At 52.3% G+C, this 23,622-nt stretch carries 20 protein-coding genes, 1 pseudogene and 1 riboswitch; of the genes and pseudogenes, 5 read left to right on the plus strand and 16 right to left on the minus strand.

The window, feature by feature from the left end; genetic code table 11:
* Positions 1 to 12 precede the first annotated feature (12 nt).
* The 3 genes from AB5Z01_RS09295 to AB5Z01_RS09305 form a co-directional block, all read right to left on the minus strand.
* A complete protein-coding gene (locus tag AB5Z01_RS09295) occupies positions 13 to 678 on the minus strand; it encodes an ABC transporter ATP-binding protein (RefSeq protein WP_368365482.1) in 666 nt (221 codons plus the stop codon).
* 177 nt (positions 679 to 855) lie between these two features.
* Positions 856 to 1,887 carry a sensor histidine kinase gene (locus tag AB5Z01_RS09300; RefSeq protein WP_368365483.1) on the minus strand — a complete coding sequence of 344 codons (1,032 nt, stop codon included), beginning with the start codon at positions 1,885 to 1,887 and terminating at the stop codon, positions 856 to 858.
* Positions 1,884 to 2,576, minus strand: coding sequence for a response regulator transcription factor (locus tag AB5Z01_RS09305; protein WP_154253023.1), 693 nt, complete (start codon positions 2,574 to 2,576; stop codon positions 1,884 to 1,886). Before AB5Z01_RS09305 ends, AB5Z01_RS09300 begins: the two co-directional genes overlap by 4 nt.
* A 220-nt stretch (positions 2,577 to 2,796) precedes the next feature.
* Between AB5Z01_RS09305 and AB5Z01_RS09310 the strand changes: the two genes are divergently transcribed.
* The 4 genes from AB5Z01_RS09310 to AB5Z01_RS09325 all read left to right on the plus strand — a co-directional run bounded on the left by AB5Z01_RS09310 (position 2,797) and on the right by AB5Z01_RS09325 (position 5,387).
* Positions 2,797 to 3,165 (plus strand): helix-turn-helix transcriptional regulator, encoded by a 369-nt coding sequence (locus tag AB5Z01_RS09310; RefSeq protein WP_004070797.1) that lies wholly within the window; start codon positions 2,797 to 2,799, stop codon positions 3,163 to 3,165.
* A 229-nt stretch (positions 3,166 to 3,394) separates the two neighbouring features.
* The gene (gene mobC, locus AB5Z01_RS09315; protein ID WP_002566656.1) at positions 3,395 to 3,724 is read left to right on the plus strand and encodes a plasmid mobilization relaxosome protein MobC; all 330 of its coding nucleotides are present in this window, start codon (positions 3,395 to 3,397) and stop codon (positions 3,722 to 3,724) included.
* Positions 3,685 to 5,019 (plus strand): relaxase/mobilization nuclease domain-containing protein, encoded by a 1,335-nt coding sequence (locus AB5Z01_RS09320; protein WP_368365484.1) that lies wholly within the window; start codon positions 3,685 to 3,687, stop codon positions 5,017 to 5,019. Before mobC ends, AB5Z01_RS09320 begins: the two co-directional genes overlap by 40 nt.
* On the plus strand, positions 5,016 to 5,387 hold the full coding sequence (locus tag AB5Z01_RS09325; protein ID WP_006060486.1) for a cysteine-rich VLP domain-containing protein: 372 nt from the start codon (positions 5,016 to 5,018) through the stop codon (positions 5,385 to 5,387). The genes AB5Z01_RS09320 and AB5Z01_RS09325 overlap by 4 nt, the downstream gene beginning before the upstream one ends.
* Before the next feature lie 177 nt (positions 5,388 to 5,564).
* On the opposite strand, the gene AB5Z01_RS09330 is transcribed toward AB5Z01_RS09325, so the two are convergent.
* Together AB5Z01_RS09330 and AB5Z01_RS09335 are read right to left on the minus strand one after the other, a co-directional pair.
* Entirely contained in the window at positions 5,565 to 6,257 is a 693-nt protein-coding gene (locus AB5Z01_RS09330) for a riboflavin kinase (RefSeq protein ID WP_368365485.1), read from the minus strand.
* Between the two features lie 8 nt (positions 6,258 to 6,265).
* On the minus strand, positions 6,266 to 6,910 hold the full coding sequence (locus tag AB5Z01_RS09335; protein WP_069423984.1) for an ECF transporter S component: 645 nt from the start codon (positions 6,908 to 6,910) through the stop codon (positions 6,266 to 6,268).
* A gap of 117 nt (positions 6,911 to 7,027) precedes the next feature.
* Positions 7,028 to 7,143: riboswitch (FMN riboswitch) on the minus strand.
* Between the two features lie 391 nt (positions 7,144 to 7,534).
* On the opposite strand from AB5Z01_RS09335, the gene AB5Z01_RS09340 reads away from it, so the two are divergent.
* Positions 7,535 to 8,374, plus strand: coding sequence for a MerR family transcriptional regulator (locus tag AB5Z01_RS09340; protein WP_368365486.1), 840 nt, complete (start codon positions 7,535 to 7,537; stop codon positions 8,372 to 8,374).
* A 69-nt stretch (positions 8,375 to 8,443) separates the two neighbouring features.
* Here the strand turns inward: AB5Z01_RS09340 and AB5Z01_RS09345 are convergent, their stop codons facing one another.
* The 11 genes and pseudogenes from AB5Z01_RS09345 to AB5Z01_RS09395 form a co-directional block, all read right to left on the minus strand.
* Complete coding sequence (locus AB5Z01_RS09345; protein ID WP_003509281.1) at positions 8,444 to 8,644, minus strand: transposon-transfer assisting family protein; 201 nt, start codon at positions 8,642 to 8,644, stop codon at positions 8,444 to 8,446.
* 3 nt (positions 8,645 to 8,647) lie between these two features.
* On the minus strand, positions 8,648 to 13,294 hold the full coding sequence (locus AB5Z01_RS09350) for an LPD25 domain-containing protein (RefSeq protein ID WP_368365487.1): 4,647 nt from the start codon (positions 13,292 to 13,294) through the stop codon (positions 8,648 to 8,650).
* Between the two features lie 123 nt (positions 13,295 to 13,417).
* The gene (locus tag AB5Z01_RS09355) at positions 13,418 to 13,867 is read right to left on the minus strand and encodes a DUF523 domain-containing protein (protein WP_215637042.1); all 450 of its coding nucleotides are present in this window, start codon (positions 13,865 to 13,867) and stop codon (positions 13,418 to 13,420) included.
* A 194-nt stretch (positions 13,868 to 14,061) separates the two neighbouring features.
* The gene (locus tag AB5Z01_RS09360) at positions 14,062 to 16,152 is read right to left on the minus strand and encodes a DNA topoisomerase 3 (RefSeq protein WP_368365488.1); all 2,091 of its coding nucleotides are present in this window, start codon (positions 16,150 to 16,152) and stop codon (positions 14,062 to 14,064) included.
* Positions 16,149 to 16,910 carry a DUF4366 domain-containing protein gene (locus AB5Z01_RS09365; RefSeq protein WP_368365489.1) on the minus strand — a complete coding sequence of 254 codons (762 nt, stop codon included), beginning with the start codon at positions 16,908 to 16,910 and terminating at the stop codon, positions 16,149 to 16,151. Before AB5Z01_RS09365 ends, AB5Z01_RS09360 begins: the two co-directional genes overlap by 4 nt.
* Positions 16,897 to 17,154 (minus strand): DUF4315 family protein, encoded by a 258-nt coding sequence (locus tag AB5Z01_RS09370; protein ID WP_003509287.1) that lies wholly within the window; start codon positions 17,152 to 17,154, stop codon positions 16,897 to 16,899. The genes AB5Z01_RS09365 and AB5Z01_RS09370 overlap by 14 nt, the downstream gene beginning before the upstream one ends.
* Before the next feature lie 6 nt (positions 17,155 to 17,160).
* Positions 17,161 to 17,883 carry a phosphoadenosine phosphosulfate reductase gene (locus AB5Z01_RS09375; RefSeq protein WP_368365496.1) on the minus strand — a complete coding sequence of 241 codons (723 nt, stop codon included), beginning with the start codon at positions 17,881 to 17,883 and terminating at the stop codon, positions 17,161 to 17,163.
* A 19-nt stretch (positions 17,884 to 17,902) separates the two neighbouring features.
* Positions 17,903 to 19,858, minus strand: a complete 1,956-nt coding sequence (locus AB5Z01_RS09380) for a C40 family peptidase (protein WP_368365490.1) — start codon at positions 19,856 to 19,858, stop codon at positions 17,903 to 17,905.
* A complete protein-coding gene (locus tag AB5Z01_RS09385) occupies positions 19,846 to 20,766 on the minus strand; it encodes a DNA cytosine methyltransferase (RefSeq protein WP_368365491.1) in 921 nt (306 codons plus the stop codon). Before AB5Z01_RS09385 ends, AB5Z01_RS09380 begins: the two co-directional genes overlap by 13 nt.
* Positions 20,763 to 21,206: pseudogene (locus AB5Z01_RS09390) on the minus strand (VirB4-like conjugal transfer ATPase); the annotation flags it as partial. The gene AB5Z01_RS09385 and the pseudogene AB5Z01_RS09390, both read right to left, overlap by 4 nt.
* Positions 21,207 to 21,323: 117 nt before the next feature.
* On the minus strand, positions 21,324 to 23,207 hold the full coding sequence (locus AB5Z01_RS09395) for a reverse transcriptase domain-containing protein (RefSeq protein WP_257367359.1): 1,884 nt from the start codon (positions 23,205 to 23,207) through the stop codon (positions 21,324 to 21,326).
* Positions 23,208 to 23,622 lie beyond the last annotated feature (415 nt).

Below are 23,622 nucleotides of genomic sequence, written 5' to 3' on the forward strand. Positions count from 1 at the left end.
CCTGCCACCTCCTTACTCCACAATCTTTCCGTCCTCAATGCGGACAATCCGATCTGCAAGACGGGCTATGTCGTCATTGTGGGTAATCATCACAACAGTTTGCCGGAACTGCGCACTGGTACGCTTGATAAGCCCCAGCACCTCGGCGCTGGTCTTGCTGTCAAGGTTGCCGGTCGGCTCGTCGGCCAGCACGATAGCCGGTTTGGTAATCAAGGCGCGGGCGATAGCCACACGCTGCTGCTGGCCGCCGGAAAGATTGTTCGGCATATTTTTCAGTTTATCTTCCAGCCCCAGCAGGTGAACGATCTCGTCCAAAAACTTCTGATCCACCGTGTCCCCGTCCAGCTCCACCGGCAGGACGATGTTCTCATACACATTCAAGATGGGAACAAGGTTATAGTTCTGGAAGATAAAGCCGATGTTGCGGCGGCGAAAGATGGTAAGCTGCTCGTCGTTCTTCTTTGCCAGTTCTTCGCCTCGGACAATCACGGTTCCGCTGGTGGGAGTGTCCAGCCCGCCCATCATGTGAAGCAGGGTAGACTTGCCGCTGCCGGAGGTTCCCACAACGGCCACAAATTCGCCGTCCTCCACGGAGAAGTTCACGCCGTCAAGGGCGCGGGTAATGTTTGGCTCTGTACCGTAATACTTTTTCAGATCAATCGTCTGTAAAACGCTCATACTCAAAACTCCTTTCAAGGCTTTCTGCCTGTTGATAAGGCTATTGTAAAACCCAAATGTCCGCGAAATGTTACAGCGGCCAAAAAATTTCATTGAAAATCGGGGTGAAATGTTACAACGCTCGGACATTTCAAAAAAATTTACGGCGGGCAGCCGGAAATGGCCGTCCGCCGCGTTCTATTTTGTAGGCAGCATAATGGAAAATTCCGAACCCTTGCCCGGCTCCGAAACCACTTTGATATAGCCGCCCTGCCGCGTTACGATCTCGCGGGCCAGATACAGGCCAATGCCCACGCCCTGCTGTTCGTGTACTTCTTCCTCACGATAGAAGCGCCGGAAGATGGCGGCCTGATTGCTTTCGGAAATGCCCTTGCCGGTGTCGGTCACTTTGATCTCCACATACATTTCCCACAGCACCACCGACACAGCAATTTTTCCGCCTGCCGGGGTGTACTTCACCGCATTGTCCAGCAGGTTAAAGAGGGCTTCGGATGTCCACTTGCTGTCATGGGAAACGGTCAAATCCTCCGGGCAGTCCACGGACACAGCAATTTCCTTTTTCTCCGTTGCATACACGATCCCACTCATGGCCTGTGCCACGGTATCAAAGAGGCAACCCGGTTTCTTATCCAACTGGATCACGCCCGTTTCCAGCCGTGAGGTTTTCACAAGGGCCTGAAAGAGAAAGTCCAGCTTATCCGTCTGGCTGCGGATTCCCCGGATAAAGTCGGTGCGCTCCGCCTCGGTCATAGGCTTTTCCAGCAGGGTGTCCGTCGCCATTTTCAGATTGCTTACCGGCGTTTTCACCTGATGGGAAATATCCGATACAAGGGTCTGCAACTCCTGCCGTTCCTCGTCCACCCGGCGGCTGTTCTCCTGCATGATCTGGTAAAGCCTTGCCAGCCGGTGTCCGATTCTGGCAAGCTGGGTTTCGCTGTCCTCTGGCCGCTGGGGTGCTTCATTCCCGGCGATCATGTGGTCTAAAGTCTGGCACAGGTCAGCGGTAAACTGCGACAGCCGCTTTCCAAACGCCTGCGTCAGTACAAAAATCCCCACAAGAGCGCACAGCAGCAGCGCCCCGCCTGTCAGCAGCACCGCCGTCTGTTTTGTCACAAGAAAAAGGGCTATGGTGATCCCTGACATGGAGAGGACAAGCCCCATTGCCACCCGGCCAAACAGCCGCTTTACCGAGAGGTTCTTAAACTTCATTTTGCCTCGCCCCCCGTCCATTGATAGCCCATGCCGTAAACGGTCTTGATGTAGGGCGCGCCGCCGTCGGCTTCAATCTTGCTGCGAATCCGGCTGATGGAGGTTGTCAGGGTATGTTCGTCCACAAACCTTTCGTCTATATCCCACAGCTTTTCCAAAAGCTGCCCACGGGTCAGCACTTGCCGGGGATTTTTGCGGAACAGGTTCAGCATTTTATACTCCATCGGGGATAGGGTCAGGGGCTTGCCGTTTAAGGAAGCCGTCTGCTCCGAGAAGTCCAGAAACAGCCGCCCGTCGTCGTAAATGTCCTTGGCCGGTTTGTGGTGTTCCAGCATGGCGAACATGGCTTTGATTTTCCGCTGCAAGGCCCCGATCACAAAGGGCTTTGTGATGTAGTCCACCGCGCCCACCTCATAGCCCCGTATCTGGTCGCTCTCCTGATCGTTGGCGGTCAGGAAAATTACAATAGTGTCCGGGTGCTGGGGCTTTATCAGCTTGCACAGTTCAAAACCGTTCCCGTCCGGCAGGTTGATGTCCAGCAGCACTAAATCAAATTCCCGCTGGCGGATGGCTTCGGCTGCGGTTCTGGCATTTAGGGCAGAAGTCACGCCGTAGCCGTCTGCGGTCAGGTTATAGTCTAACATCTTATTCAAAAAACTGTCGTCCTCGACAATTAAAATCTGCTTCATATTCTCACTTCCTTTGCTTTTTGCAGATAGTATAACAGGCAAATGTCCGCGAAATGTTACAGCGGACGGATTTTTTCAAAAAAGTGCTTTTTCTTTATTATAGGATAGCCCGCTTTTCAGTACAAGGCGGAAAATATGAATTATAAAGTTTAATCTTCCTGCATATAGCAACATTCCATTGAGAAAATATGAAATATACAATGTAGATGGGTGGTGCTATATGGCAAATATCAAAGATTGTCCCGGCTTTGAAACTTTCGGCGCAGATGTAAAAGAGGCGCGGAAAGTAAAGCAGTTATCGCGTAAGACGCTGGCGGAACAGGTCAATATCGACTGGCGCTATCTTGCCAACATCGAAAATGACGGCACGATTCCCAGCCTGCCGGTTATCATACAGCTTATCAAAATCTGCGGGCTTCCCGTGGAACGGTATTTTAACCCGGAGATCATGCGGGAGGAAAGCGCACAGCGGCAGCGGGTCAGCCACAAGCTGAAACTCTGCCCGGAAGAATTTCTGCCGATCATCGAGGGCGCGATTGACGGGGCCATTCAAATTCAACAGAAGAATGACGAAACGGAGGGTGCATGACAACCCTCTGTTTTGTTTTTGGGAGGACGCAAGGCTGCGCCCTCTCTTTTTTTTGCGGTTTTCAGAACAAACCGGGATTTTGCGGGTATTTCCTTGGGGTCAGAACGCTTTTTAGGGGAAGAAGAACAAAGACAGCAAGCATAGGGAGTGTAGCCACACTCCCGGCAAACGGCTTCCCGTTTGTATCTTGGGGAAGTCCCCAAACCCCTGAATGAATGGAGGTGAGAAAGTGGCAAACCGAAAACGGAAGTTTGTGCTGCGCGTCCCGGTGACGCCGGAGGAACGGGCGCTGATCCAGCAGAAGATGGCCCAGCTTGGCACAAAGAACTTTTCTGCCTACGCCCGGAAAATGCTGATTGACGGCTATATCGTCCATATCGACACCGGCCCTGTCCGGGCGCAGACCGCAGAGCTGCAAAAGATCGGCGTCAACATCAACCAGATTGCAAGGCGTATCAACAGTACCGGGACTGTGTACGCGCAGGACTTGGAGGACATCAAGGGGGCGCTGGCACAGATATGGCAGTTACAAAGATCCATCCTATCAAGTCAACGCTGAAAAAAGCGCTGGACTACATCGAGAACCCGGACAAGACCGATGAAAAGCTGTTCGTTTCTTCCTATGGCTGTTCCTATGAAACGGCGGATATTGAATTTCAAATGCTGTTAGATCAGGCGTACCAAAAGGGCAACAATCTGGCCCACCACCTGATACAAGCCTTTGAACCGGGGGAAACCACGGCGGAGCAGGCACATGAGATCGGGCGGCAGCTTGCCGATGAAGTGCTGCAAGGTAAATATCCCTATGTGATTACCACCCATATCGACAAGGGCCACCTGCATAACCACATCATTTTCTGCGCCGTGGATATGGCGAACCAGCGCAAGTACATTTCCACCCGCCAAAGCTACGCCTTTATCCGGCGAACCAGCGACCGGCTGTGCAAGGAACACGGCCTGTCTGTGGTAAAGCCCGGCAAAGACAAGGGCAAGACCTACGCCGAGTGGGACGCACAGAAAAAGGGCAAGAGCTGGAAAGCAAAACTGAAAATCGCCATCGACGCGGCCATTCCGCAGGCCAAAGACTTTGACGGCTTTTTGCGGCTCATGGAGGCGCAGGGTTATGAAGTCAAACAGGGCAAGTTTATTTCATTCCGCGCCCCCGGACAGGAACGCTTCACCCGCTGCAAGACCTTGGGGGAGGATTACACCGAGGAACGGATCACCCAGCGGATCAAGGGCATTGCCATTGACCGGGGGCCGCGCAGAAGAAGCGCCGGGGAAATCTCCCTGCGGATTGCCTTGGAGGACAGTATCAAGGCCCAGCAGTCGGCGGGCTATGCGCGGTGGGCGAAGCTGCACAACTTGAAGCAGGCCGCCAATTCCTTAAACTTCATCACAGAACACCAGATCGACAGCTACGAGGGCTTGGAAAGCAGGCTGGCCGAGATCAGCGCGGCAAACGACGCGGCGGCCTCCGCCCTGAAAGACGCAGAACGCCGCCTTGGGGATATGGCGCTGCTGATAAAAAACCTCTCTGCCTACAAACAGCTCCGGCCTGTGGCGCTGGAACTGCGAAATGCCAAAGACAAGGCCGCATTCCGGCGGCAGCATGAAAGCCAACTGATCTTGTATGAGGCGGCGGCAAAGGCACTCAAAGAGGCCGGGGTCACAAAGCTCCCCAACCTGTACGCCCTCAAAACCGAGTATAAAAAGCTGGACGCAGAACGGGAACGGCTGTCCGCACAGTACAGCGAAGCGAAACAGAAATTGAAAGAATACGGCATTGTCAAACAGAATGTAGACAGCATTTTGCGGACAGCGCCGGGAAAGGAGCATACGCAGGAACGATGAACATACCGAGAATGAGTTACCCCCAATACCGCAAGGCCCGCAGGCTCACCCATGAGTGCTGCAACTACTGTAACGGAAACTGCCTCCTGCTGGACGATGGGGAGGAATGTGTCTGTGTGCAGAGTATTTCCTATTCGCTGCTGTGCCGGTGGTTCAAGGTGGCCGTCCTGCCGCTGGACGCGGCCCTATGCGCCGAGATCACCAAAAGCCGGGACGAGATCAAACGCTGCGCCGTCTGCGGGGCGGCGTTTACGCCGAACTCCAACCGGGCCAAATACTGCCCGGATTGTGCGGTGCAGGTGCGCCGGAAGAAAGAGGCGGAACGCCAGCGGAAAAGATACCTCCTGTCTACGCATTTAGGGCGGTAAAAGTCCACGGAAATCAAGGGTTTTTCCGCATGGTCGTCAGGCAGGTGGATAAAGTTATCCTGTTCCCCTCAAAACGGGGTTCTAAATGCGGGAAAATGGACAAAAAAGAATCGCCGGACGCAGAGGCAATACAGCCCCTGCGCCCGGCATTTTTCAACGCAATACTTAAATAACATCTTATTCGGAATTAAATTTATAACCATAGCCAATTACTGTTTTTATATACTCATGTCCCTTGCAATATGGTTTTAACCTTTTTCGTATTTGAAAAATCGTGTTTTCTACTGCGTGCAAATGGTTATTTGTGGGTTCATGCCAAATCTGTTCATAAATCTGTTCTTTTGTGAATGTGGTTTGAGGAGATTGCAGTAACAAATAAAGGACTTCAAATTCGTTTGTTGATAAATAAACTTCCTGCTGTTCTAATATTACACAATGCCGGTTAACATCAATGTATAAGGTGTGATTTGTTTGCTTTAATCCCCAAAATTCTTGTGCCATTGTCCGGTCATTCGCAATTTGTTCAAGCAGCAAGGATAATTCATTAAATTTTCTAACTTCCCTCAATTTCTTATATAGGTTGACAGTTATCGTACACCCATATACATCCTTATCAAAATCAAAAATATGTGTTTCGATTGAAACAAAGCTATCATTATCAAGTGTAGGGCGTGTCCCAATATGGGTAACACCATAATATATCTTGTCACTTAAAAGAATATCTGCCACATACACCCCTGTCTTTGGCAAAAATGTATTTTTTGCTATTTCTATGTTTGCGGTAGGTGTCCCCACATGCTTTCCAATACCTCGGCCATGTATAACGATCCCTGTTAGTGTGCAAATAGGCTCATTTATTTTTTCTTTCATTTCAATCCTCATATAATCCCATTCATTGACAGGATAATCAAAACACAAGTTACTATAATAAAACTTGCCAGCATAAGCAGACCAGTATGCTTTTGTCTTGCTTCATTTTCCAAAGTAGCAACATATCCGCTTTTTCTCAAAGCGGTAACTATGGGCTTATACAGTAAAAATGTAATGGACGCATTTAACCCACCTTTCAATAAGTTAAATGGAAGAAAGGCAGGAAGTAACAATTCTACAACTGCTTCTCTTGGATACCCCATATAAAGCGGCGTTACCAAATAGTTCCACAACAGCATAACGATAACCGTTATTAGCCATCCTGATGCCAGACCAATCACTGCACCAGATAAAGTGTGCTTTTTTTTGTAAATGACAGATGCCGTACACGCAAAAGATAGTGTTTGTACGATATTCATAATACAACCTAATATTCCGGTATCGCTTACTGTAATCATTTCAAGGGTTGCTACAATAACAGATACAATGCAGGAAGTCATCGGCCCCCAAATAAAGCCGCCCAAAGTTACAATAACATCGGATGGATCATACTTTAAGAATAGAATAATAGGAATCCTGCCAACAACCATAGTGACATAAGTGATCGCACATAGCATACCAATAACTGTGATTCTTTTTGTTTTACTGTTCATAATTGCTTTCCTCCGTGGCAAAAAATTAACACCCAAAAGAAAATGTCTTTCAGGTGTTAGCATTATAATTAGGCCACAGAAAAGAAAGTAACCCTCTCAAAATCTGCGGAAATCTAACCATATCTTCTTTCATCCAGACTATACTGTTGGTTTTGGAATTACACCAAATCGTGCGTTTTACGCTCGCGGACTTTACCGCCAATCGGGAATTTCACCCTGCCCCGAAGACACTTTTATTCAGTTGTTTTCCTTGCAATTATAACATCAACTATTTTGGGAAGCAATGAATTGAAGAAAGTTCGGAAGCATTTCGGAAATCAAGGGTTTTTCCGCATGGTCGGCAGGCAGGTGGATAAAGTTATCCTGTTCCCCCAAAAACAGGGTTCTAAATGCGGGAAAATGGACAAAAAAGAACGCCGGGGCAAAGACACCTTTTCAGTTCTTTGTCCCGGCTGAATTATTTTGTGTAGTGAAGATACATAGAAAAACAGTTCGACATAGAATCTTATTTTGGACAATGCTATAATCAAATAAGCTTCTTGTTACAATTTTCCTGCAAAAAGAAAATTTAATATTGACTCTCTCGTGGCGTAAGGGTTTACGCTTAAAGCGAAAGGAGGATACATGAAAACAGTAAAAGATGTGTCGGATATAACCGGAATAAGCATACGGACACTTAGATATTACGATGAAATAGGCTTATTGAAACCGACAAAACTAACTGAATCCGGTTATAGGCTTTATAATAATAAAGCACTGGAACAATTACAAGAAATTATGTTCTTTAGAGAGTTGGAAATTCCGTTGATGGACATAAAAAAAATCATGGAGAATCCAAATTATGATAAAGAACAGGTTTTATTAACTCAAAAGAGTTTTCTGGAAAGAAAACGCAACCGACTAAACGGAATTATTGAGCTGATAACAGATGTCATGAAAGGAGTTAATACCATGAGCTTTGAAGCATTTAACAATGACGATATTCAAAAAATGTTAGACCACACTTTAGCAACTATGTCTAAAGAGGTACTTGATGAGCAAGTAGCTAAATATGGAAGTAAAGAAAAATACAGAGAATATTTAGCAAGCGGATTTGCAAATGAACAGGCAATGGCAGATTTGGTTAAATGGTATGGAAGCAAAGAAAAAGCAATGGAAGCGATTTTGAAGCCTACTGGAAAGGCTGATAATTTCAAGCCTGAACAGGATGAAAACGATAAAATTTATAAGCAGTTCATGTCTGCAAAAAAGGAAAACAATGACCAGTTAGCAAAAGAAGCCGTTGTCATGCTTGCTGAAAATTACAAAAAGCGGTTTCATTTGGATAACGCAAGAAACATTCTTCTCGATTTGGCAAAAGAATATCTGGCACATGAAAAATTAGCAGAAGCAACTGATAAACAGTATGGCGTAGGTTGTGCTGAATACATCGGAAATGCAATTCAGATGTATTATGGAGTTTGACTTTTGGCAGAGATTATATAAAAATGCCGGACGCAGAGGCTTTGGCAGCCTCCGCGCCCGGCATTTTGCTTATTCGTCTGTGAAGTGGAACCGCTGCGCCGCAAAGTCGGCGTCGCTCATGGCGTCCAGCTTATCGGCGGTCTGGCAGGCCAGCGCTGCCATTTCCTTGTCCATGTCCGGCAAAGCTGCCCGGAGATTTGCCGCCGTCCTGCGGCGGTCGGCGTTGTGGTACAGACAGATCAGGTTTTCTTCTTCCACGGTGAAATACATTCCTCATACCTCCATTTCTTTTGATTTTTCCCGCGCCGGGGGCTTTTTTTTCTGTTCCTCCTTGGCGGCGGCAAGCTGCGCCCGGATGGACGGTTTCTTTTGTTTCTGCGTTGTCTTTCGGGTCTGCTTGGGCTTTTGGGCCTCCGCCTTGGCTGCCTCGGCCACATCCAAAAGGGAAATCTGTTCCCCGGCTTTTGCCCTTGCTTCCAGTTCCTCCATAGACGGGGCATTGTTCATCATGCCGTCGATCATGTTGTAGTTCTGCTCGGTGGACATTTCCGCCGTCTTGATATGGCTTTCCTGCTGGGCGGGGATGGCAAATGTCCCTGTGCCGTTTGCCATAATAAGATACCTGCCGTCCTCCGACTGGTGGTGGAATCCATACCCGGCGGCCTCCATCTGTTCACGGCTCCTGTCGGTCAGATAGAAACGGCCCCTCGGCGTCTGGATTTGTTCGCCGGTCATGCACTCGTCCGGCGTGAGCTGCTTTTCCGGCTGGGCGAAAAACTCCGGCACCTGCCGGTAGTCGGCTCCCTCGTCCACATAATAGGCGGTCTGTTTCCCATCCTGCCGGAACACCACAATATCCCCCGTAGAGAGGGAATGTCCCTTGTAATCGGCGGGATGTTCTATGTTGAAGCGGCGGTAAATCTCGTCCAGTGTGGTGTCCTTGTCCAGCGGCGCGGTGTAGACAAGCTGATAATTCTTCCTGTCCACCGAAAGCCCGTCCGCCTGCAAGTCCTCATAGGAACGGTAGCGGAAGTCGCGCCCCTCCGGGCCGGGCGGCACTTGGTAGATGGAAAAGTTGGGCTGCGCCGGGGCCTCATAGTCAGAGGCAACATATTCCTCCACCGTCAGCCCGGAAGCGGCGGCCTCCTGTTCCAGCTCTGCCTCGATCTGTTTTTTATAGTTCTGCAAGCTCTGGTCGAAATCGGCAAGCTGCGGCGGCTCCGGCAAGTGGTACTGGCCCTGATTGAGAAGCGGGCGGCACTCCTTTACATAGTCCAGAACCGCGTTGAAATAAGCGGTCTGTTCCGGCGTCAGGGTTTCCCCGGATTGCAGGGGACGCCGGGCCTCCTGCTCCATAGCGGCCAGATTGCAATGCAACTCCATATACGGGATGAACTCATGCAGCAGCATATCCCGCTGGGCCTTGTCCGCCTCCCATGCCTCCGGCCCCTCATGGTGCAGCACATGGTTTTTCCAGCTTTCATCCTGTGCGTAGTATTCGTGGTAGCCCCGGATATGCTGGATCAGGGAACCGTCCCCGTCGCCAAAGTCCTGCCGTCCCTCGTAGCTGTCCGGCTGGCCCTGCATGGTAAAATCAATGCGGAACTTGGTCTTGTCGTACCAATGGCCCGTATAGCCCGGCTGCTCCCGTTCATGGCGTCTGGCGCTGTCCAGCTCCTTGAAAACGGCCTCGGCTTCATGCAGCGGCATTTGCTGGCCGTCTTTCAGATGGAGGCTTTCACTCCAAAGGATCGTGACAACCGGCTCCGCTGCCGGATTCTGCGCGATCTGCCGCTGGGCGTTGGCAACGGCAATCTCACTTTCGATCTCGCTTTTCACAAAAGAATCCATCTGGCCCTTTTGCAGCTCGTAGCCCTGTTCACACAGGCGGTTGATAAGCCCGATCACCTTGTCGTTATCGCCCACGGCCTCGGCATAGGCCACGATCAACTGCCGTTCCTCGCTGCCCAAACGGGGGGCGTTTTTCTCCGCCAGCTCAATCAGGGCAGCGGCCCGGTCAGCCGGGGACGCCTCCGGCATGAACGGCTTTCCATTCAAAAGGCCGTCGATCCCGTTCCATGCCTGCGGCTGGGGAATGGCGTTGGCCTGTTCGGTTGCTTCCAGAAAACCATCCAACCTGTCGCCGGTCAGGGGTTCCATCATCCCCGCCGGTCGCTCATGGATGGCAAGGATTTCTTTTCCGGCTTCCGCAAGGGTCAGGTCGGGATTGTCAAGCTGGCCTCCGTCCAGTTCCTTGTAGTCGGGGCCGTACAGTGTGTAATCGTAGCCGGTTTCCGATGTCTGGATATACAGGTAATCGCCGCTTTCCAGATGGTAGGCGGCCTCCTGCGGGGCTTCTGCCTGTTCCAGCGTTCCGTCCCCGGCAATGGTAAAGCCCTGCGCCTGCGCCGCCTCCTTGGTTCCCTGCGACACTTCGCCGGTAGATTTCAAATCCGCTTCAATGAGGGTTTTCAGCATGGCTTTTACGCTGGCGGTCATTTCCTGCTGTTGCTCCGGGGACAGCTTGGAAAATACGCTGTCCGGGTCTGGCTGCTCGGCGGCCTGCGGCTGTTCCTGCTGGGCCTGCCGCTGTTGCTGAAGCTGGGCAAGGTGGCCGTCAATGGTGGTAATCAGCTCATGGGCGGTGGCCCGGATGGTTTCAAGGGAGGCTTTCAGCTCTTTCAAGTCCTTGCCGGAACTCCAACCGGCCACATAGCCAAAGGAATAATCGGAGGTGTCCAGCCCGTAGTGCTGGCAGACGGCATAGGCCACGCTTTCAGCCTGCACCTCGCGGGTGCGGCTGTCGGGGCGGTCGGCCTGCTCTATGGCCGGGGCTTCCGGGTCGATGGCGTGGAGCTTGGAATGGGCGATCTCATGGATGGCCGTCTTTAGGGTCTGTAATTCGCTCATGCCCTCCTGAATGGCGATCCGCTTTTCCGTCAGGTGGTAGTAGCCGTGGGAACCGCCCGGAATGTCCTCAAAACCAATGGGAACCGGGGAGGTCTGTTCCAGCGCCTTGAAAAATTCCCCGTAGCGTTCCACGCTGCCGGTCAGTTCTTCCACGCCGATAGATGGCAGCGGTTCCCCCTCGGTCTGGCTCACATCAAAGACAGAAACGATCTTAAAGGCCGGAACCTGTATTTCCTGTACTTCGGTAACAGGCTTTCCGTCCTTACCCATCACCGGCCTGCCCTGTGCGTCCAGCTTTTGCACTTCCTTTTTCGCCTTGAACGGGGCCGGGGCCAGTATCTTGATGGCCTTTTCGCCTTTCTTTACATTGCGGTGAAAATCATCCCGCCACTTGTTGTAGCCCGCCACAAGCTGTCCGCCCTGCATGGCGATCAGGAGGGTGTTGTTGAAGCTGTAACTGTGGAACTTGGACATGGTGGTGAGATAGGCTTTGTAGCGTTCACTCTCGAAAAGCTCCTGTATGCCGGTTTCCAGCCGGTCGGTGATCTCTTTCATGCGCTCGGCGCTGTTCTGGCCGTTTAAGAGAATGGGGGTGACAGGCTGCGGGGCCTTTGCGGGGGCTGCCGCCTCCGGCTGCACCTTGCTTTCATCCCGCAGAATTTCCGGCGCAGGATAGGCCATCACCCGGTATTGTCCCGGCACTGGCTGGCCCTCATGGACACGCTGCCATTCGTCGCTGGTTCGCAGGATATAGCCGTAATCGGTAAAGGTTCCCTGTTCCTCGTTGGCGATAAAACTTCCCAGCCGGTCGGTGTCAATGGCCGGTTTCCACGGGTCGGGGACAACAAACAGCCCGGAATCATTCAGGTAATATTCCCCCAGACTGCGGTTGTCCTTGGCGTTGATTAAGACAAAACAATCGGTGTTTTCAGCGTAGTCCAAAAGCTGCCCGATGGTCTGCATTTTCGCCGGGGACTGCATGGCGGCGTTCAGCTCCGCAAGCTCCACGGCGTCCAGCCTTTGAAGCTGGGCGGCAAGGAAGTTCAGTTCGTCCACGCTGGCGGCTTTTATCAAATCCTCTGGCAGTTCCAGAGGTTTTCCCTCCGGGGCGGAAAAGCCGCCAATGAACAAGTCCTGCTGGTTGTCGGCGGTGATGTGGATTTCCTTTAGGGCTTCCTGTACCTGCTCGGCGGAAGTCGGCAGGGAAAGCCAGTAGCCATGCGGTCCGCCGGTCTGCGCTTCGGCGCGGTTATCAAGAAAAATGGAAAATACTTCGTTCACGGGTTCCCTCCTTTCCGGGGTGGCTGCGGTCTGCTGCGGCTGCGCGGTTTCTTCCTGCGCGGGAAGCTCTGCGGCTTTTGCCGGTTCCTCTCCCTCGATGGTGTAGCCGGGGAGCAGGCAGCCGTTGACCTTGAAATAGTCGGCGTATTCCTTGGGGATGGCCGGGGAAATTTCGGTAAAGTAATGTTCGTGGGCTTTGATCCGGCCATTCAGGTACTTGTCCAGTTCTTCCCGGCTGGCAAAGACTTTCCGATCCTGTCCGGCGATCTTGGCCTGCCGGTAGCTGCCCGGCGCGTTAGTGCGGAGGCTCCAGCGGAGTGTCCACGAGTAGGGGACGGATTTTTGGGCGGCACTGTCATACCGGGTATTCTCGGAAATGGAGTAATTCATCTGGTAAACCATGTTGCTGCGGATATGGCGGTATTCGTCCGGGGCCTCCCACTGGTTTGCGGTATGGGTAACGGGAAGCGTCCGGGCATATTCAAGGGCTTTGTCCAGAAACAGGGTTCTTCCGGCCTGTTCCTCCCATGCGGCAGCCTGTTCTTTCAGGCGGTCAAACACTTCCTGTTCTGCGGCGGCGCTTTCCGCCCGCAGGGAAAGAAGCTCCGCAAGGGGCAGCTTTACCGCTTCGGAAAGATCGGCCTTGCCGCTTTCAAAGTAAATCCGGCGCTCGATCCGCATAGTGCTGGCCGGTTCTAAATCGTCATGGTCGTAGGAACTGTAAGACATTTCGGGTTCACATCCTTTCTGAAAAATGGCATAAGAAAAGCAGGAAACCTTTGAAAGATTTCCTGCTGGGTGGGCCGATAATAAGCGGCTGATATTCAATTTTGAAAGTTTGGGTTAGATTGATTAAAGCTGGGAACAGTCTAACAAATTAAAGTTTTCTACTTCTTCAACATCAATAACTTTGATGCCTCGTTCTTTTAATGCCTTTGCAAATAATCCCATTCCAGAAATCAACTTTCCGGTAAAGCTACCATCATATATTTGGTTTACTCCGCAGGTAGGACTTCTGGATTGTAGTATAGCTAACTCAATATCTTCATGTTGAATTTGGGATAGTGCCATTGATACTGCTCGTTTATATTCCAAATCAACATCATTTCCATTTTCGTCTGTTACTACACCATTCACAATCTCTGCACAAGGTCTGGGAGTAGCCATACCTGCTAATTGCTCTGGACAAATGCAAATAATTTCTTTATCTTTTAAGTAGTTGATAGCTGTTAGATTTTTGTTGTTTTTTCCATTGTATTTACAATCCACTCCCATAATACAAGCACTAACTAATATTTTCACACTTGTCACCTCAAACGGATATTATCGTTGGCTTTATTATACTATGACACGGTGTATCTTGGAATAGATGAATTGTAAATTTGCTGGATACAAGGGGTTTGGGGCTTCCCCAAAGAGAAAATCCCCGGCCCGGCAGGTGCGCCGGGTCAGGGATTTTGCCGGGAGTGTGGCTACACTCCCTATGCTTGCTGTTTTTAGTTCTTGCCCCTCTGTTCCACGCGGTAGTTCACATACTTGCCGCCAGTATCAGCCAAAAGCACCGTCCCGTCATAGGTTTTGCCGGTTTTCATGGAGCGCAGGCCCTTTACCTTTGCCTTTCCGTCTTTAAGCAGTGCGGCGGCGATCTTCGGAGTGAACGCCTTGCCCCGTTCCTCAAAAAATCGGTCATTCTTCCACATGACAAACTGGCAGCTTCGGTTTCCGCAGTAGTAGTTCTTTTTGCCCTCGTAGACGCTTTCCCCGCAGCGCGGACATTTGCCGATAACCACACGCTCGGTTTGAAACAACTTCTGTGCGTCCTCGCTGATCTGGGAATAGTTTGCAATCAGGCCCCTTGTCATTTCTGCAATGCCAGCCATGAAGCCCTCCGGGTCGGCCTGCCCCTTGGCAATGGCCGTCAGTTCCGTTTCCCACTGTGCCGTAAGCTGGGGAGAGGTCAGCACTTCCGGCAGCACGCAGGCAAGGTTGTGGCCGTCCTTGGTGGGAAGTAGCTGTTTGCCCCTGCGCTCCACAAAGCCCATCTGCACCAGCTTTTCTAAGATGGAAGCGCGGGTGGCCGGGGTTCCCAATCCCTGCCGCTCGGCGTCCTCCGGCAGATCGTCCGCACCGGCGCGCTCCATGGCGGAAAGCAGGGTATCTTCCGTGTAGGATTTTGGCGGTGCGGTGAAATGCTCGGTGACGGCGGCAGTTACCTTGTCAAAGGTCTGTCCCTCGGTGATCTCCGGCAGTTCACGCACAGGCTCCGGGGCGGTGTCGTCGGCGTCTGTTTTGAACGACGCCTTAAAGCGGCGGTCAAGCTCTTTCCAGCCGGGGGTCAGGATGGTTTTTCCCTTGGCGGTAAAGGTGTTCCCGGCACAGGTGAATGTGGCGGTGACAGCTTCATACACATGGGGCGCGGCCACGGCGCACAGCAGCTTGCAGCACACAAGGGACAGCAGTTTCTTTTCCCCCTCGGTCAGCCAGTCAAAGCCTTTCTGCACAAATTCCATTGTCGGGATAATGGCGTGGTGGTCGCTCACCTTTTTGCTGTTCAGCACCCGGCCAAACTGCGGGGACAGGTCAAGCCCCGCCGCAAAGGGAAGCAGAGGCCACAGGCCGGACACAAGGCTTTCCGCCGTTGGCAGCATATCATCGGTCAAATACTGGCTGTCGGTGCGGGGATAGGTCAGCAGCTTCTTTTCGTAAAGCTGCTGGGCATAGTCAAGGGTCTGCTTGGCGGTAAATCCAAACAGGCGGTTTGCCTCCCGCTGCAAGGTGGTGAGGTCATAGAGGCGGGGCGGCTGCTCCGTTTTTTCCTCCCGTGTTACCGACACACAAACGGCCTGCGCCGTTTCACAGGCGGATTTCAGGGTCTTGGCGTCGTCTGCGTTTCCTATGCGTTCACTGGCCGCCTCCATGCCGCCCGCCGCGATCTGGACGATGTGGTATTTCTCTTTCTGAAAGCTGCTGATCTTGGCCTCCCGGTCAACCAGCATTTTAAGGGTCGGCGTCTGGACGCGGCCCACGGTCAGGGTCTTGTGGTAGAGGATGGAGAAAAGTCTTGTCGCGTTGATCCCTACCAGCCAATCCGCCTGCGCCCGGCAAAGGGCCGACTGATACAGGCTATCATAATCGGTTCCCGGTTTCAGGTGGGCGAAGCCGTCCTTGATGGCCGCGTCCTCCATGCTGGAAATCCAAAGGCGCTGAAACGGTTTCTTGCAGCCCGCCATCTGGTAGACAAAACGGAAAATCAATTCCCCCTCGCGCCCGGCGTCGGTGGCGCACACAAGGCCGGTAACATCGGGGCGCTCTATCAAAGAACGCAGGGTGTCAAATTGCTTTCTCTTATCGTCGGGAATGATGTACTGCCATTCCTGCGGCAGAATCGGCAGGTCGTCATAGCGCCATTTTTTGAAACGCTCGTCATAAGTCCCGGCGTCGGCAAGGGAAACAAGGTGGCCGATACACCAGCTCACCAGATAGCCGTTTCCCTCCATATAGCCGTCCTGTTTCTTGTCCGCGCCGATCACACCCGCAATGCTGCGGGCTACGCTTGGTTTCTCTGCAATTACTAACTGATAGCTCATACTTCGTCCTCCTTATTTCCATCTTCACTTGTCATATCCTCGTCCGGCTCCGGGGCTTCGTCCTCGTCGTCCTCGTCCTCGCCAAAGTCATACTCGGCCAGATCGTCATTGCCTGTGGTGTCGGCTTTTTCCTTTTTGAATTTCAGGAAGTAGAGGGCTGCGCCGCCGCCCAGCAGCACCACCACAAAGAACACCACAAGGCCGCCCATGCCGCTTGGCTTTTCCTCCTGCGGTTTTTCTTCCTCTGGCTGGGGCTTCGGCTCCGGCCCGTTGCAGGCGGTCAGGTTGTTTTTACAGACCGGGCAGGCCGTATTGACGGCCCCGGCTTTACATTTGGCCGTACAGGTGCAGACCTCCGGCTCTTTTTTCCCGTCCTCCAACAAGGCTTGCAGGTCGGCGTCGTCCACTTGGTTGAGGAAATGCACCGCCGTTTCCTTGTCCTCGTTGGCTCGGTCGATCAGGATGTAAAAATAATTCCCGGCCTTGGTGGTAACGGTGATAAGCTGCTTATCCCCGAAAAAGTCATCCACCAGCGCGGCGTTGCCCTGCGGGGTAACGGGTACGCCCTCCGGCTCCATGCCGCCGGTGGTAGGTTCTTCGGTTTCCTCCGGCACTTCTGCGGGGGCCTCGGTGGTTTCAGGCAGTGGCACAGGGTCAGGGTCAGCGCCCCCGGCGTAGGCGGTAACGGTTGTGGTCGCCATGCAGAGCGCAGCGGCCACAGCCAGCGTCAAAGTGCGGAACAGTTTAGATTTCTTCATGGGCGCTGTCCTCCTGTTCAAAGTCCGGGATCGGGGCCGGGGCCGCCTGCAACGCGCCGCCGCGCACAAAGGCGGCGAACTCCTGCGGGGTCATGTTGAGGCCGCGCACAAGCTGGACGATCTGCAAGTTTTCCTGTTCGGTCTTGGCCGCTTCCAGCTCCCGAAGCTGCTTTTGCAGCTCCGCGATCTTGCCCTTGGTTTTCTCAATATCCTTTTCAATGCGCTCCAATTTGTTCATTGCCATAGTGATTTACTCCTTTCCAAATCGTTCCTGCCATGAGTAGTTGCGTCCCAATCCTTTTACGGTTTTTAGGTTGGGCATGGCGTTGGCTTCCAGCGCCAGCGCACGCTGATACAAGGCGGGATCGTGTTCTTTCAGATTCAAAATTTCCGGCTGCTTCATGCTGGGACAAAAAAAGCAGGAGGATTTGCCCGGCTGCGGCAATCCTGCCGCCTGAATCACCCGGACGCAATCGCTCCTGTCCCAGCCCCATTCTTCAATCAGGGGATAATGGTTGTAATATTTCTTGTCGGCTTCATCAATTTTGCGGGAACGCAGATACCGCCGCATTTCTCCGGCGTCAAAACCGATAAAGCGGTTGACTTTGCCGCCGCCGGCCCAAACCTCCCGGCAGGGTGCGTAGTGGTTGCAGAATTTTTCCTGCGGCCCGATCTTGTGCTTGAGGGAACACCGCTTATGCCCGTAGGCAATGGACGGCAGGGTGCAGGAACGCAGACATTCCATTTCAAGGGTCAGGCGATTGCCCGCCCGGTCAACCTTTTCCACGGTGGTGATCTGCGGCATACCATGTTCAGACAGCCATTGATTCATGCACTGGATAAACTGATAGGTATGGGGATGTTCCGCCCCGGTATCTGCAAACAGAATCAGGTCAACCGGGATGTTGTGCTGATAAAGCCCGACAAGCAAGGCGGCACTGTTCGTACCGCCTCCAAAAGAAACAATGTTGATAGGCCCTCCTTTCTGGCGTTTAAGGCAAACGCCCGTAACAATAAAAATGCTGCTGCCAGTAGCTTGAATTAAGGTTCGTGTAGGAAATGGGGTCGCCGCAGTGCAGCATGACCGAATTTCCCACATACAGCCCCACATGGGACATTCCGGCAGTGTCGTAAGTGCCGACGAAAAATACAAGGTCGCCGGGCTTGGCCTGCTCCGGGGAAACGGGGGTGCAGATGTTGTAAAGCCCCTGCGCCGTCTGGCGTCCCACATTCCAGCCAGAATGATTGATAACCCAGCTAATGAAGCCGGAACAATCAAAGCTGGTGCTTGGGGAGCTGCCGCCCCACACATAGGGATAGCCCACATACTTTTCCGCCTCGGCAATCATGGCGGCAAAGGCTTCGTCCTTTAGCGCCTCCGGGGGGATTTCATAGTAGGTCGGCTCTTTCGGGGTGGAGGCGTGGGGATAGCTGCCGTTGGGGAACAGGTCTGGCCGGTTGCCCAAAGTCTGCATATAGGCAGCATAAAAGCCCATCTGTTCCTCGGTGAGAATGTAGATGGGCAGGTGGGACAGGTCAAAGTTTTCCAGCTTCACATTACAGATATAGTAGGTGTAGGGGACTTCCACGGTGTAGGTGTTTCCCTCGCTGTCCGTCCTCGTTTCGGTGCGGTAGCGGGTTTCCGTTTCGATGGTCTGGGTCAGGATGTACTGCTTTTCAAAGAGCATGGCAAGGTCGCCCTGTACCTCCCCCAAAGTGAACACGCCGTTATGCAGCGCGGAGAGGATGGAGGTCAGCACATAGGGGTCATGCTTGATCTCGTCCAGATCGAAACGGTATTCGTCATAGCCGGGGTGCAGGCTTTCGTAGTTGTCAAGTTCATGCTGCAAGTCTGCTTCCAGTGCGGCATAGGCGGCTTCGGCTCCCAGCATATCGCTGTCCTCGGAGAGATAGGAGGTGGCGGCAAGGCCCGTCCCGGTGCTGCCAAACATGGCGGTGCAGGATTGCAGGCCGCCCATCACCAGTAGGAGCATGAGGCCCACGCCGCCGACGATCAGCGCCCCTTTCCAGTGCCGGGCGGCAAAGGACGCGGCCTGTCTGCTTTTCTCTGCGGCTTTCTTGGCTGCGGCAGCCGTGGTCTTGGCGGTGCTTGCCGCCCCCTGTGCGGTCTGGCCCGCCGCCCTTGCTGCCTTGGCGTATTCCCGCTTGATGTGCTGTTTCTGCCAGAAACGGGAAACGGGGTTCTTGGCCGCCTGCGCCAGCTCCGGGTTGTCCCGCAGGGATTTTTGATACGCAAACTCGGCGTTGGCGGCGATGGACTTTCGCTCGGCCTTGGCTGCGGCCCGGTAGGGTTTGAGCTTGTGGCGGTGGACGCCGCTGCGGATCATGCGGCCCGCCTGCCGTTCCGCCAGTTCCTCCCCCTTGTGGCCGCCCTCCACGCCCACATTTTCGTGTTCTACCTCATGGATTTTTCCGTGGAGGTAAAGCCCAGCTTCCTGTATGGGACGGCTGGCCGGGTTTGGTTTGAGCTGGGGAGGGGCTTTCTCCACCTTGTCAAAATACAGCCTGCTTTTGGCCTTGCCCTTGGCCTCGTTATAGACAGTTTCCTTGGTGACAACACGCTTTTTCGGCAGGGCTTCTTTGGCCGCTTCCAGCTTATCCGCCCGTTTTTCTGCCTTTCTGATATACGGGGTCAGCTCCGGGGAGGCCCGTTCCTCGGCGGTAAACTGCAACCGGGAAACGGGGCCGGTGGCCTGCGCCACGGTTTCCCCGGCGTCCTTGGCCGCTTTCTTTGCCCTGTGGCGGTCGTGCAGTTCGTCCGCCCGTTCCAGTATTTTTTCCGCCGCGCCCTCCGGCTGGGCGGTGTATTCCTGCTCGGCCTCCCGGCTGGACACATTGACGCTTTCGCCGGTGGTCTGGTTATCCAGCGTCAGGCCGTCGCGGGTCATGTGCTGCGTTACCTTGTCGCGGGGTTTTAAGGGTTCCATATCCGATCACCTCCTTGCTGTCTGTTCCGACAGCGCCCGGTTTCAATCTCTGCAATATAGCGCAGGATGGGGTACACCTGCGGGGGAACAACTGCGTTTCCCAAAGTCTTTAACCGCTTTGCCACATTCGCCGGCGGGTCGCTGATTAAGTACGGGATTTGCGCCGGTTCTTTGGCCCACATGGAATGTCCGTCCATCTCCGGGGGAATCCCATCAGCCATTCCACCCAGTCGGGATTCAGTTTCACATCCCCCGGCGGGCTGCCCAGCAGTTTGTAAACCGCCCATGACAGCCGCGCCGTCCATACGGTTCCGCTGGGATTGTATTTTCGGAAGCTCCCGGTCGGGGTCATCCGCACATCGACAGTTTTCCCCACATCCCCCGTGTCGCTGGCAAGGGGCGTGGGAAGCAGCATGGCCGATGATGAAAGTTCTTTTGCGCTCATGCCATGCGCCGACGGCGACAGCAGGAAGTACGAAAACCCTAACGGCGTAGCCTGCCTGCTCCAAGTCAAAAACCGTCTTGTCGAGCCCCAGATGGATGAAGCCAGCAACATTTTCTCCAAGCACCCAAGAGGGGTGCAGTTCCCGGATAACGCGGAGCATTTCGGGCCATAAATACCGTTCGTCCTCAAATCCTCTTTGTTTCCCGGCGCTGGAAAAGGGCTGGCAGGGGAATCCCCCGGAAATAAGCGTGGTGGTTTCTCGTCCTGTTTTTTCAAAAAATGCCTCCTTTGTCACTGTGGTAATGTCCTTAAATTTTGGTATCTGCGGCCAGTGCTTTTTCAAAACTTCCATCGGGAAATCCGCCCATTCGCACTGGCATACGGTGGTAAACCCTGCGGCTTCCGCCGCAAGGTCGATCCCGCCGATCCCGGAAAACAGGCTGAAATGCGTTAAGGCGCTCATACCGTCGCCCCCTCGCCTAACCGGGTCGTCATGATCTGGTAGAGCTGGGTGTTTTTCGGGATGGGGTTCTTAAAGGGCAGGATCACATTTTCGTAAATGAGAAGCCCCTCGCCGGGTTCGGAATTGTCCACATACCGTAATTGCTGGGGCGAAATGTTCAGCCGTTCCGCAAGAATTTTGCGGTCGCCGCTGGCCTGATTTAACAGGCAGATAAAGTCGCTGTTTTCCAAAATGTTCTCAATTTCCGGGGAGGAAAGCAGGTCTTTTACATTCTGCGTCGCACCTGTGGGAATCCCGCCCCACTTACGAAAACGCTTCCAAATCTCACAGGAAAAGGCCGCCGTCTGTTCCTCACGCAAAAGCAAGTGGAACTCATCACAGAAATACCATGTCGCCTTGCCCTTGCTGCGGTTTTGGGTGACGCGCCCCCAAATCTGATTGTGATAGGTAATCCGCCGCTTTTGCCATATCTCCCGATATGGTAGTCAGGACGGATTTTCCCCCACGTCGCACCGTGCGTGCGGCTTTCGTCGCACACGGCGCTCCATCAATACGGATTAGTTGTTGCGTGTATGTGAAACTACCAGTTTTTCCCTATAACTTAAAATCTTCTTTTGCACTTGTTTTTCATAATCACTGATGTCCATGCCCGGCGTGTTAATCGCCATAGAGCATTTCTTGTGTACTGATATAAGGTTGTTGACACGGTTTACTTTATCCAGCGGAAGATATGGGTTAATTCTATGGGTGTATGGAGCATGGTCTATCAACCATTTTCCGCAAACCCTGCATTTGAGCCGGTCACGGTTCAGGGCGTATGCCTTATTCATGACAAACTCAAAATTGTTCAGATAGCCCCATTTACCCTTTAAGACAGCGATTGACGCATTTTCTGAATACACATCATCCAATCTGGCTTGTATGCGCTTCTTCTTAGTGCGCCTGAAATTGATTTCCCGTCCTTCGGCAGTATAGGGCGTTTCTTTTGGATTTTTCCCTCTCGTTTCCTGCCAGTTACAGAACGTGAGCGATGTAACTCCAACATAGATGTCACGGTATTTGACAGAAGGTATCTTTTGCCTGTAATTCTGGTGTATTCGGGGAAGGTTCTGCGTATCTTTGGCTCGAATCCATTTCCCTTTATACTGTTTGAGCCGGCGGCTCGCTGCAAGTTGTATCTTTCTGCCATATTTGTCCATGCTCACGCTAACCCATGTGCAGCATTGATAATACTGGATGACCCCTCGTATCTGGCTGTTAATCCGATTGATTTCATCAATCAGCTTTTCACGGCTTGTATCCCGTGGGATTTTCTTAATATTATCCGCTATCACATCAACTTTGCGTTTCAGTCTTTCTCTGTCCGGCTGTGTTCTGGTAACATAACCATGTTCGCCTTTCCCCTTTACTACCTTAAACTCGTATCCGAGAAATGTGGCGTGTTTCTTTCTTACATCCGTAATCAGTGTTTTCTCTTTGGATAATGTCAGCTTCATCTCTGTTTCCAGAAATTCCTTTAACGATGATTTCCAAAATTCAGCATGTTCCCGGCTATCTGTAATAATTACAAAATCGTCGGCATACCTCACTAGGAATCCCGGCACCAGTCTGGTCTTTTTCAATGCCCTTCTTTTTGCGGAATCCTGATTGTATTTGTGGGTGGTGTTTTTCAGTTCCCACTGTTTTGTTACCCATTCATCCATAATGTCGAGATAGACATTTGCAAGCAGAGGGCTGATAATCCCGCCCTGCATAGTGCCTTCTTCATTTACTTCACATTCATCAAGAACGCCTGCTTTCAGCATTTGTTTGATGATTTGAAGCACACGCCGGTCTTTAATTCCCAAATGATATAGTCTGCGGAGAAGTATAGCGTGGTCGATATAGTCGAAACATTTACTGATGTCTCCTTCCACAAACCAGTAATAACCTGTGTGGAAAGTGATGAAATTCAGTCTTTCCAGCGCCATTGCCGTATCCCTCATTGGGCGGAAACCATAAGAATGTTCAAAGAATAGCGCTTCTACAATGGGTTCCAACACGATACGCATACATTCCTGTACAATGCGGTCCCGTATTGTAGGAATACCTAACGGACGCTTTTCCTTTTTCCCCGGTTTGTCAATATATTTCCTGCGTATTTTCTGTGCTTCAAACTTTTCAAAAGCTCTCTGGATGTCGTTAATAACCCATCGGTAGGGTTTTTGCAGATATTCCCGCCGCATAGTCTTGTTATCGACACCGGGAGTATCACTCCCATGATTGCTCTTGATATTGTGAATTGCAGTCACAATCGTTGTTTCTGCTGACATAATTTCCAGTAAGCCTTTGAAGGCAGGGTATTTTCCTTCCTGTCTGGCTTTCCTGCTTTGTTGATACAATTCGTCTAACAAAGTGCGTAATTCAGTTTCAGTTTTTGGGCAGTCGAATTGTTGTGCCATACGCACCACCTCCTTCCGAGGTTGTGTTTCTGGTTTTAGTCAGGTTTGCCTACGGCTTCCTCGACTTTCTGTTCACATACGAATCCATATTAACTATGCCCCTTCGCTCCACTCCCATTACAGGAGCTTCATCACTACTACGGGCTGATGCCCCGTGGATTAACAGGTCATTTCCTACCTGTGCGGCAAGGGTGACACCTTACTTGCACCGGCATGTACCGGAGCGCCGTCCACGGTTCCTTTGTTCCCTATATTCTAGCTTTACATTTAGTTTTAGCCCGTCCCTCTGACCCGGCTGCCATCACTGGCTTGTGTGATTGATTGCCAGTGACATTCGACCATTCCGGTTTTCTGCCGTTTTCCACCAAGACATATTTCAACGGCGACAGCACCCCACATGGGGAGGATGGCTGTG

It is taken from the genome of Ruminococcus sp. RTP21359st1_H3_RTP21359_211015, from assembly GCF_040909065.1.
In the GTDB taxonomy this organism is placed as follows: domain Bacteria; phylum Bacillota; class Clostridia; order Oscillospirales; family Ruminococcaceae; genus Hominimerdicola; species Hominimerdicola aceti.

Bases quoted from the DNA above. Each gene is read 5' to 3' on its own strand.
- AB5Z01_RS09335 (WP_069423984.1), bottom strand. From the start codon at position 6,910: ATGAACAGTAAAACAAAAAGAATCACAGTTATTGGTATGCTATGTGCG.
- AB5Z01_RS09325 (WP_006060486.1), top strand. From the start codon at position 5,016: ATGAACATACCGAGAATGAGTTACCCCCAATACCGCAAGGCCCGCAGG.
- AB5Z01_RS09320 (WP_368365484.1), top strand. From the start codon at position 3,685: ATGGCAGTTACAAAGATCCATCCTATCAAGTCAACGCTGAAAAAAGCG.
- AB5Z01_RS09330 (WP_368365485.1), bottom strand. From the start codon at position 6,257: ATGAAAGAAAAAATAAATGAGCCTATTTGCACACTAACAGGGATCGTT.
- AB5Z01_RS09305 (WP_154253023.1), bottom strand. From the start codon at position 2,576: ATGAAGCAGATTTTAATTGTCGAGGACGACAGTTTTTTGAATAAGATG.
- AB5Z01_RS09295 (WP_368365482.1), bottom strand. From the start codon at position 678: ATGAGCGTTTTACAGACGATTGATCTGAAAAAGTATTACGGTACAGAG.
- AB5Z01_RS09310 (WP_004070797.1), top strand. From the start codon at position 2,797: ATGGCAAATATCAAAGATTGTCCCGGCTTTGAAACTTTCGGCGCAGAT.
- AB5Z01_RS09360 (WP_368365488.1), bottom strand. From the start codon at position 16,152: ATGAGCTATCAGTTAGTAATTGCAGAGAAACCAAGCGTAGCCCGCAGC.
- AB5Z01_RS09365 (WP_368365489.1), bottom strand. From the start codon at position 16,910: ATGAAGAAATCTAAACTGTTCCGCACTTTGACGCTGGCTGTGGCCGCT.
- AB5Z01_RS09300 (WP_368365483.1), bottom strand. From the start codon at position 1,887: ATGAAGTTTAAGAACCTCTCGGTAAAGCGGCTGTTTGGCCGGGTGGCA.
- AB5Z01_RS09380 (WP_368365490.1), bottom strand. From the start codon at position 19,858: ATGGAACCCTTAAAACCCCGCGACAAGGTAACGCAGCACATGACCCGC.
- AB5Z01_RS09350 (WP_368365487.1), bottom strand. From the start codon at position 13,294: ATGTCTTACAGTTCCTACGACCATGACGATTTAGAACCGGCCAGCACT.
- AB5Z01_RS09370 (WP_003509287.1), bottom strand. From the start codon at position 17,154: ATGGCAATGAACAAATTGGAGCGCATTGAAAAGGATATTGAGAAAACC.
- AB5Z01_RS09345 (WP_003509281.1), bottom strand. From the start codon at position 8,644: ATGTATTTCACCGTGGAAGAAGAAAACCTGATCTGTCTGTACCACAAC.
- AB5Z01_RS09395 (WP_257367359.1), bottom strand. From the start codon at position 23,207: ATGGCACAACAATTCGACTGCCCAAAAACTGAAACTGAATTACGCACT.
- AB5Z01_RS09340 (WP_368365486.1), top strand. From the start codon at position 7,535: ATGAAAACAGTAAAAGATGTGTCGGATATAACCGGAATAAGCATACGG.
- AB5Z01_RS09385 (WP_368365491.1), bottom strand. From the start codon at position 20,766: ATGAGCGCCTTAACGCATTTCAGCCTGTTTTCCGGGATCGGCGGGATC.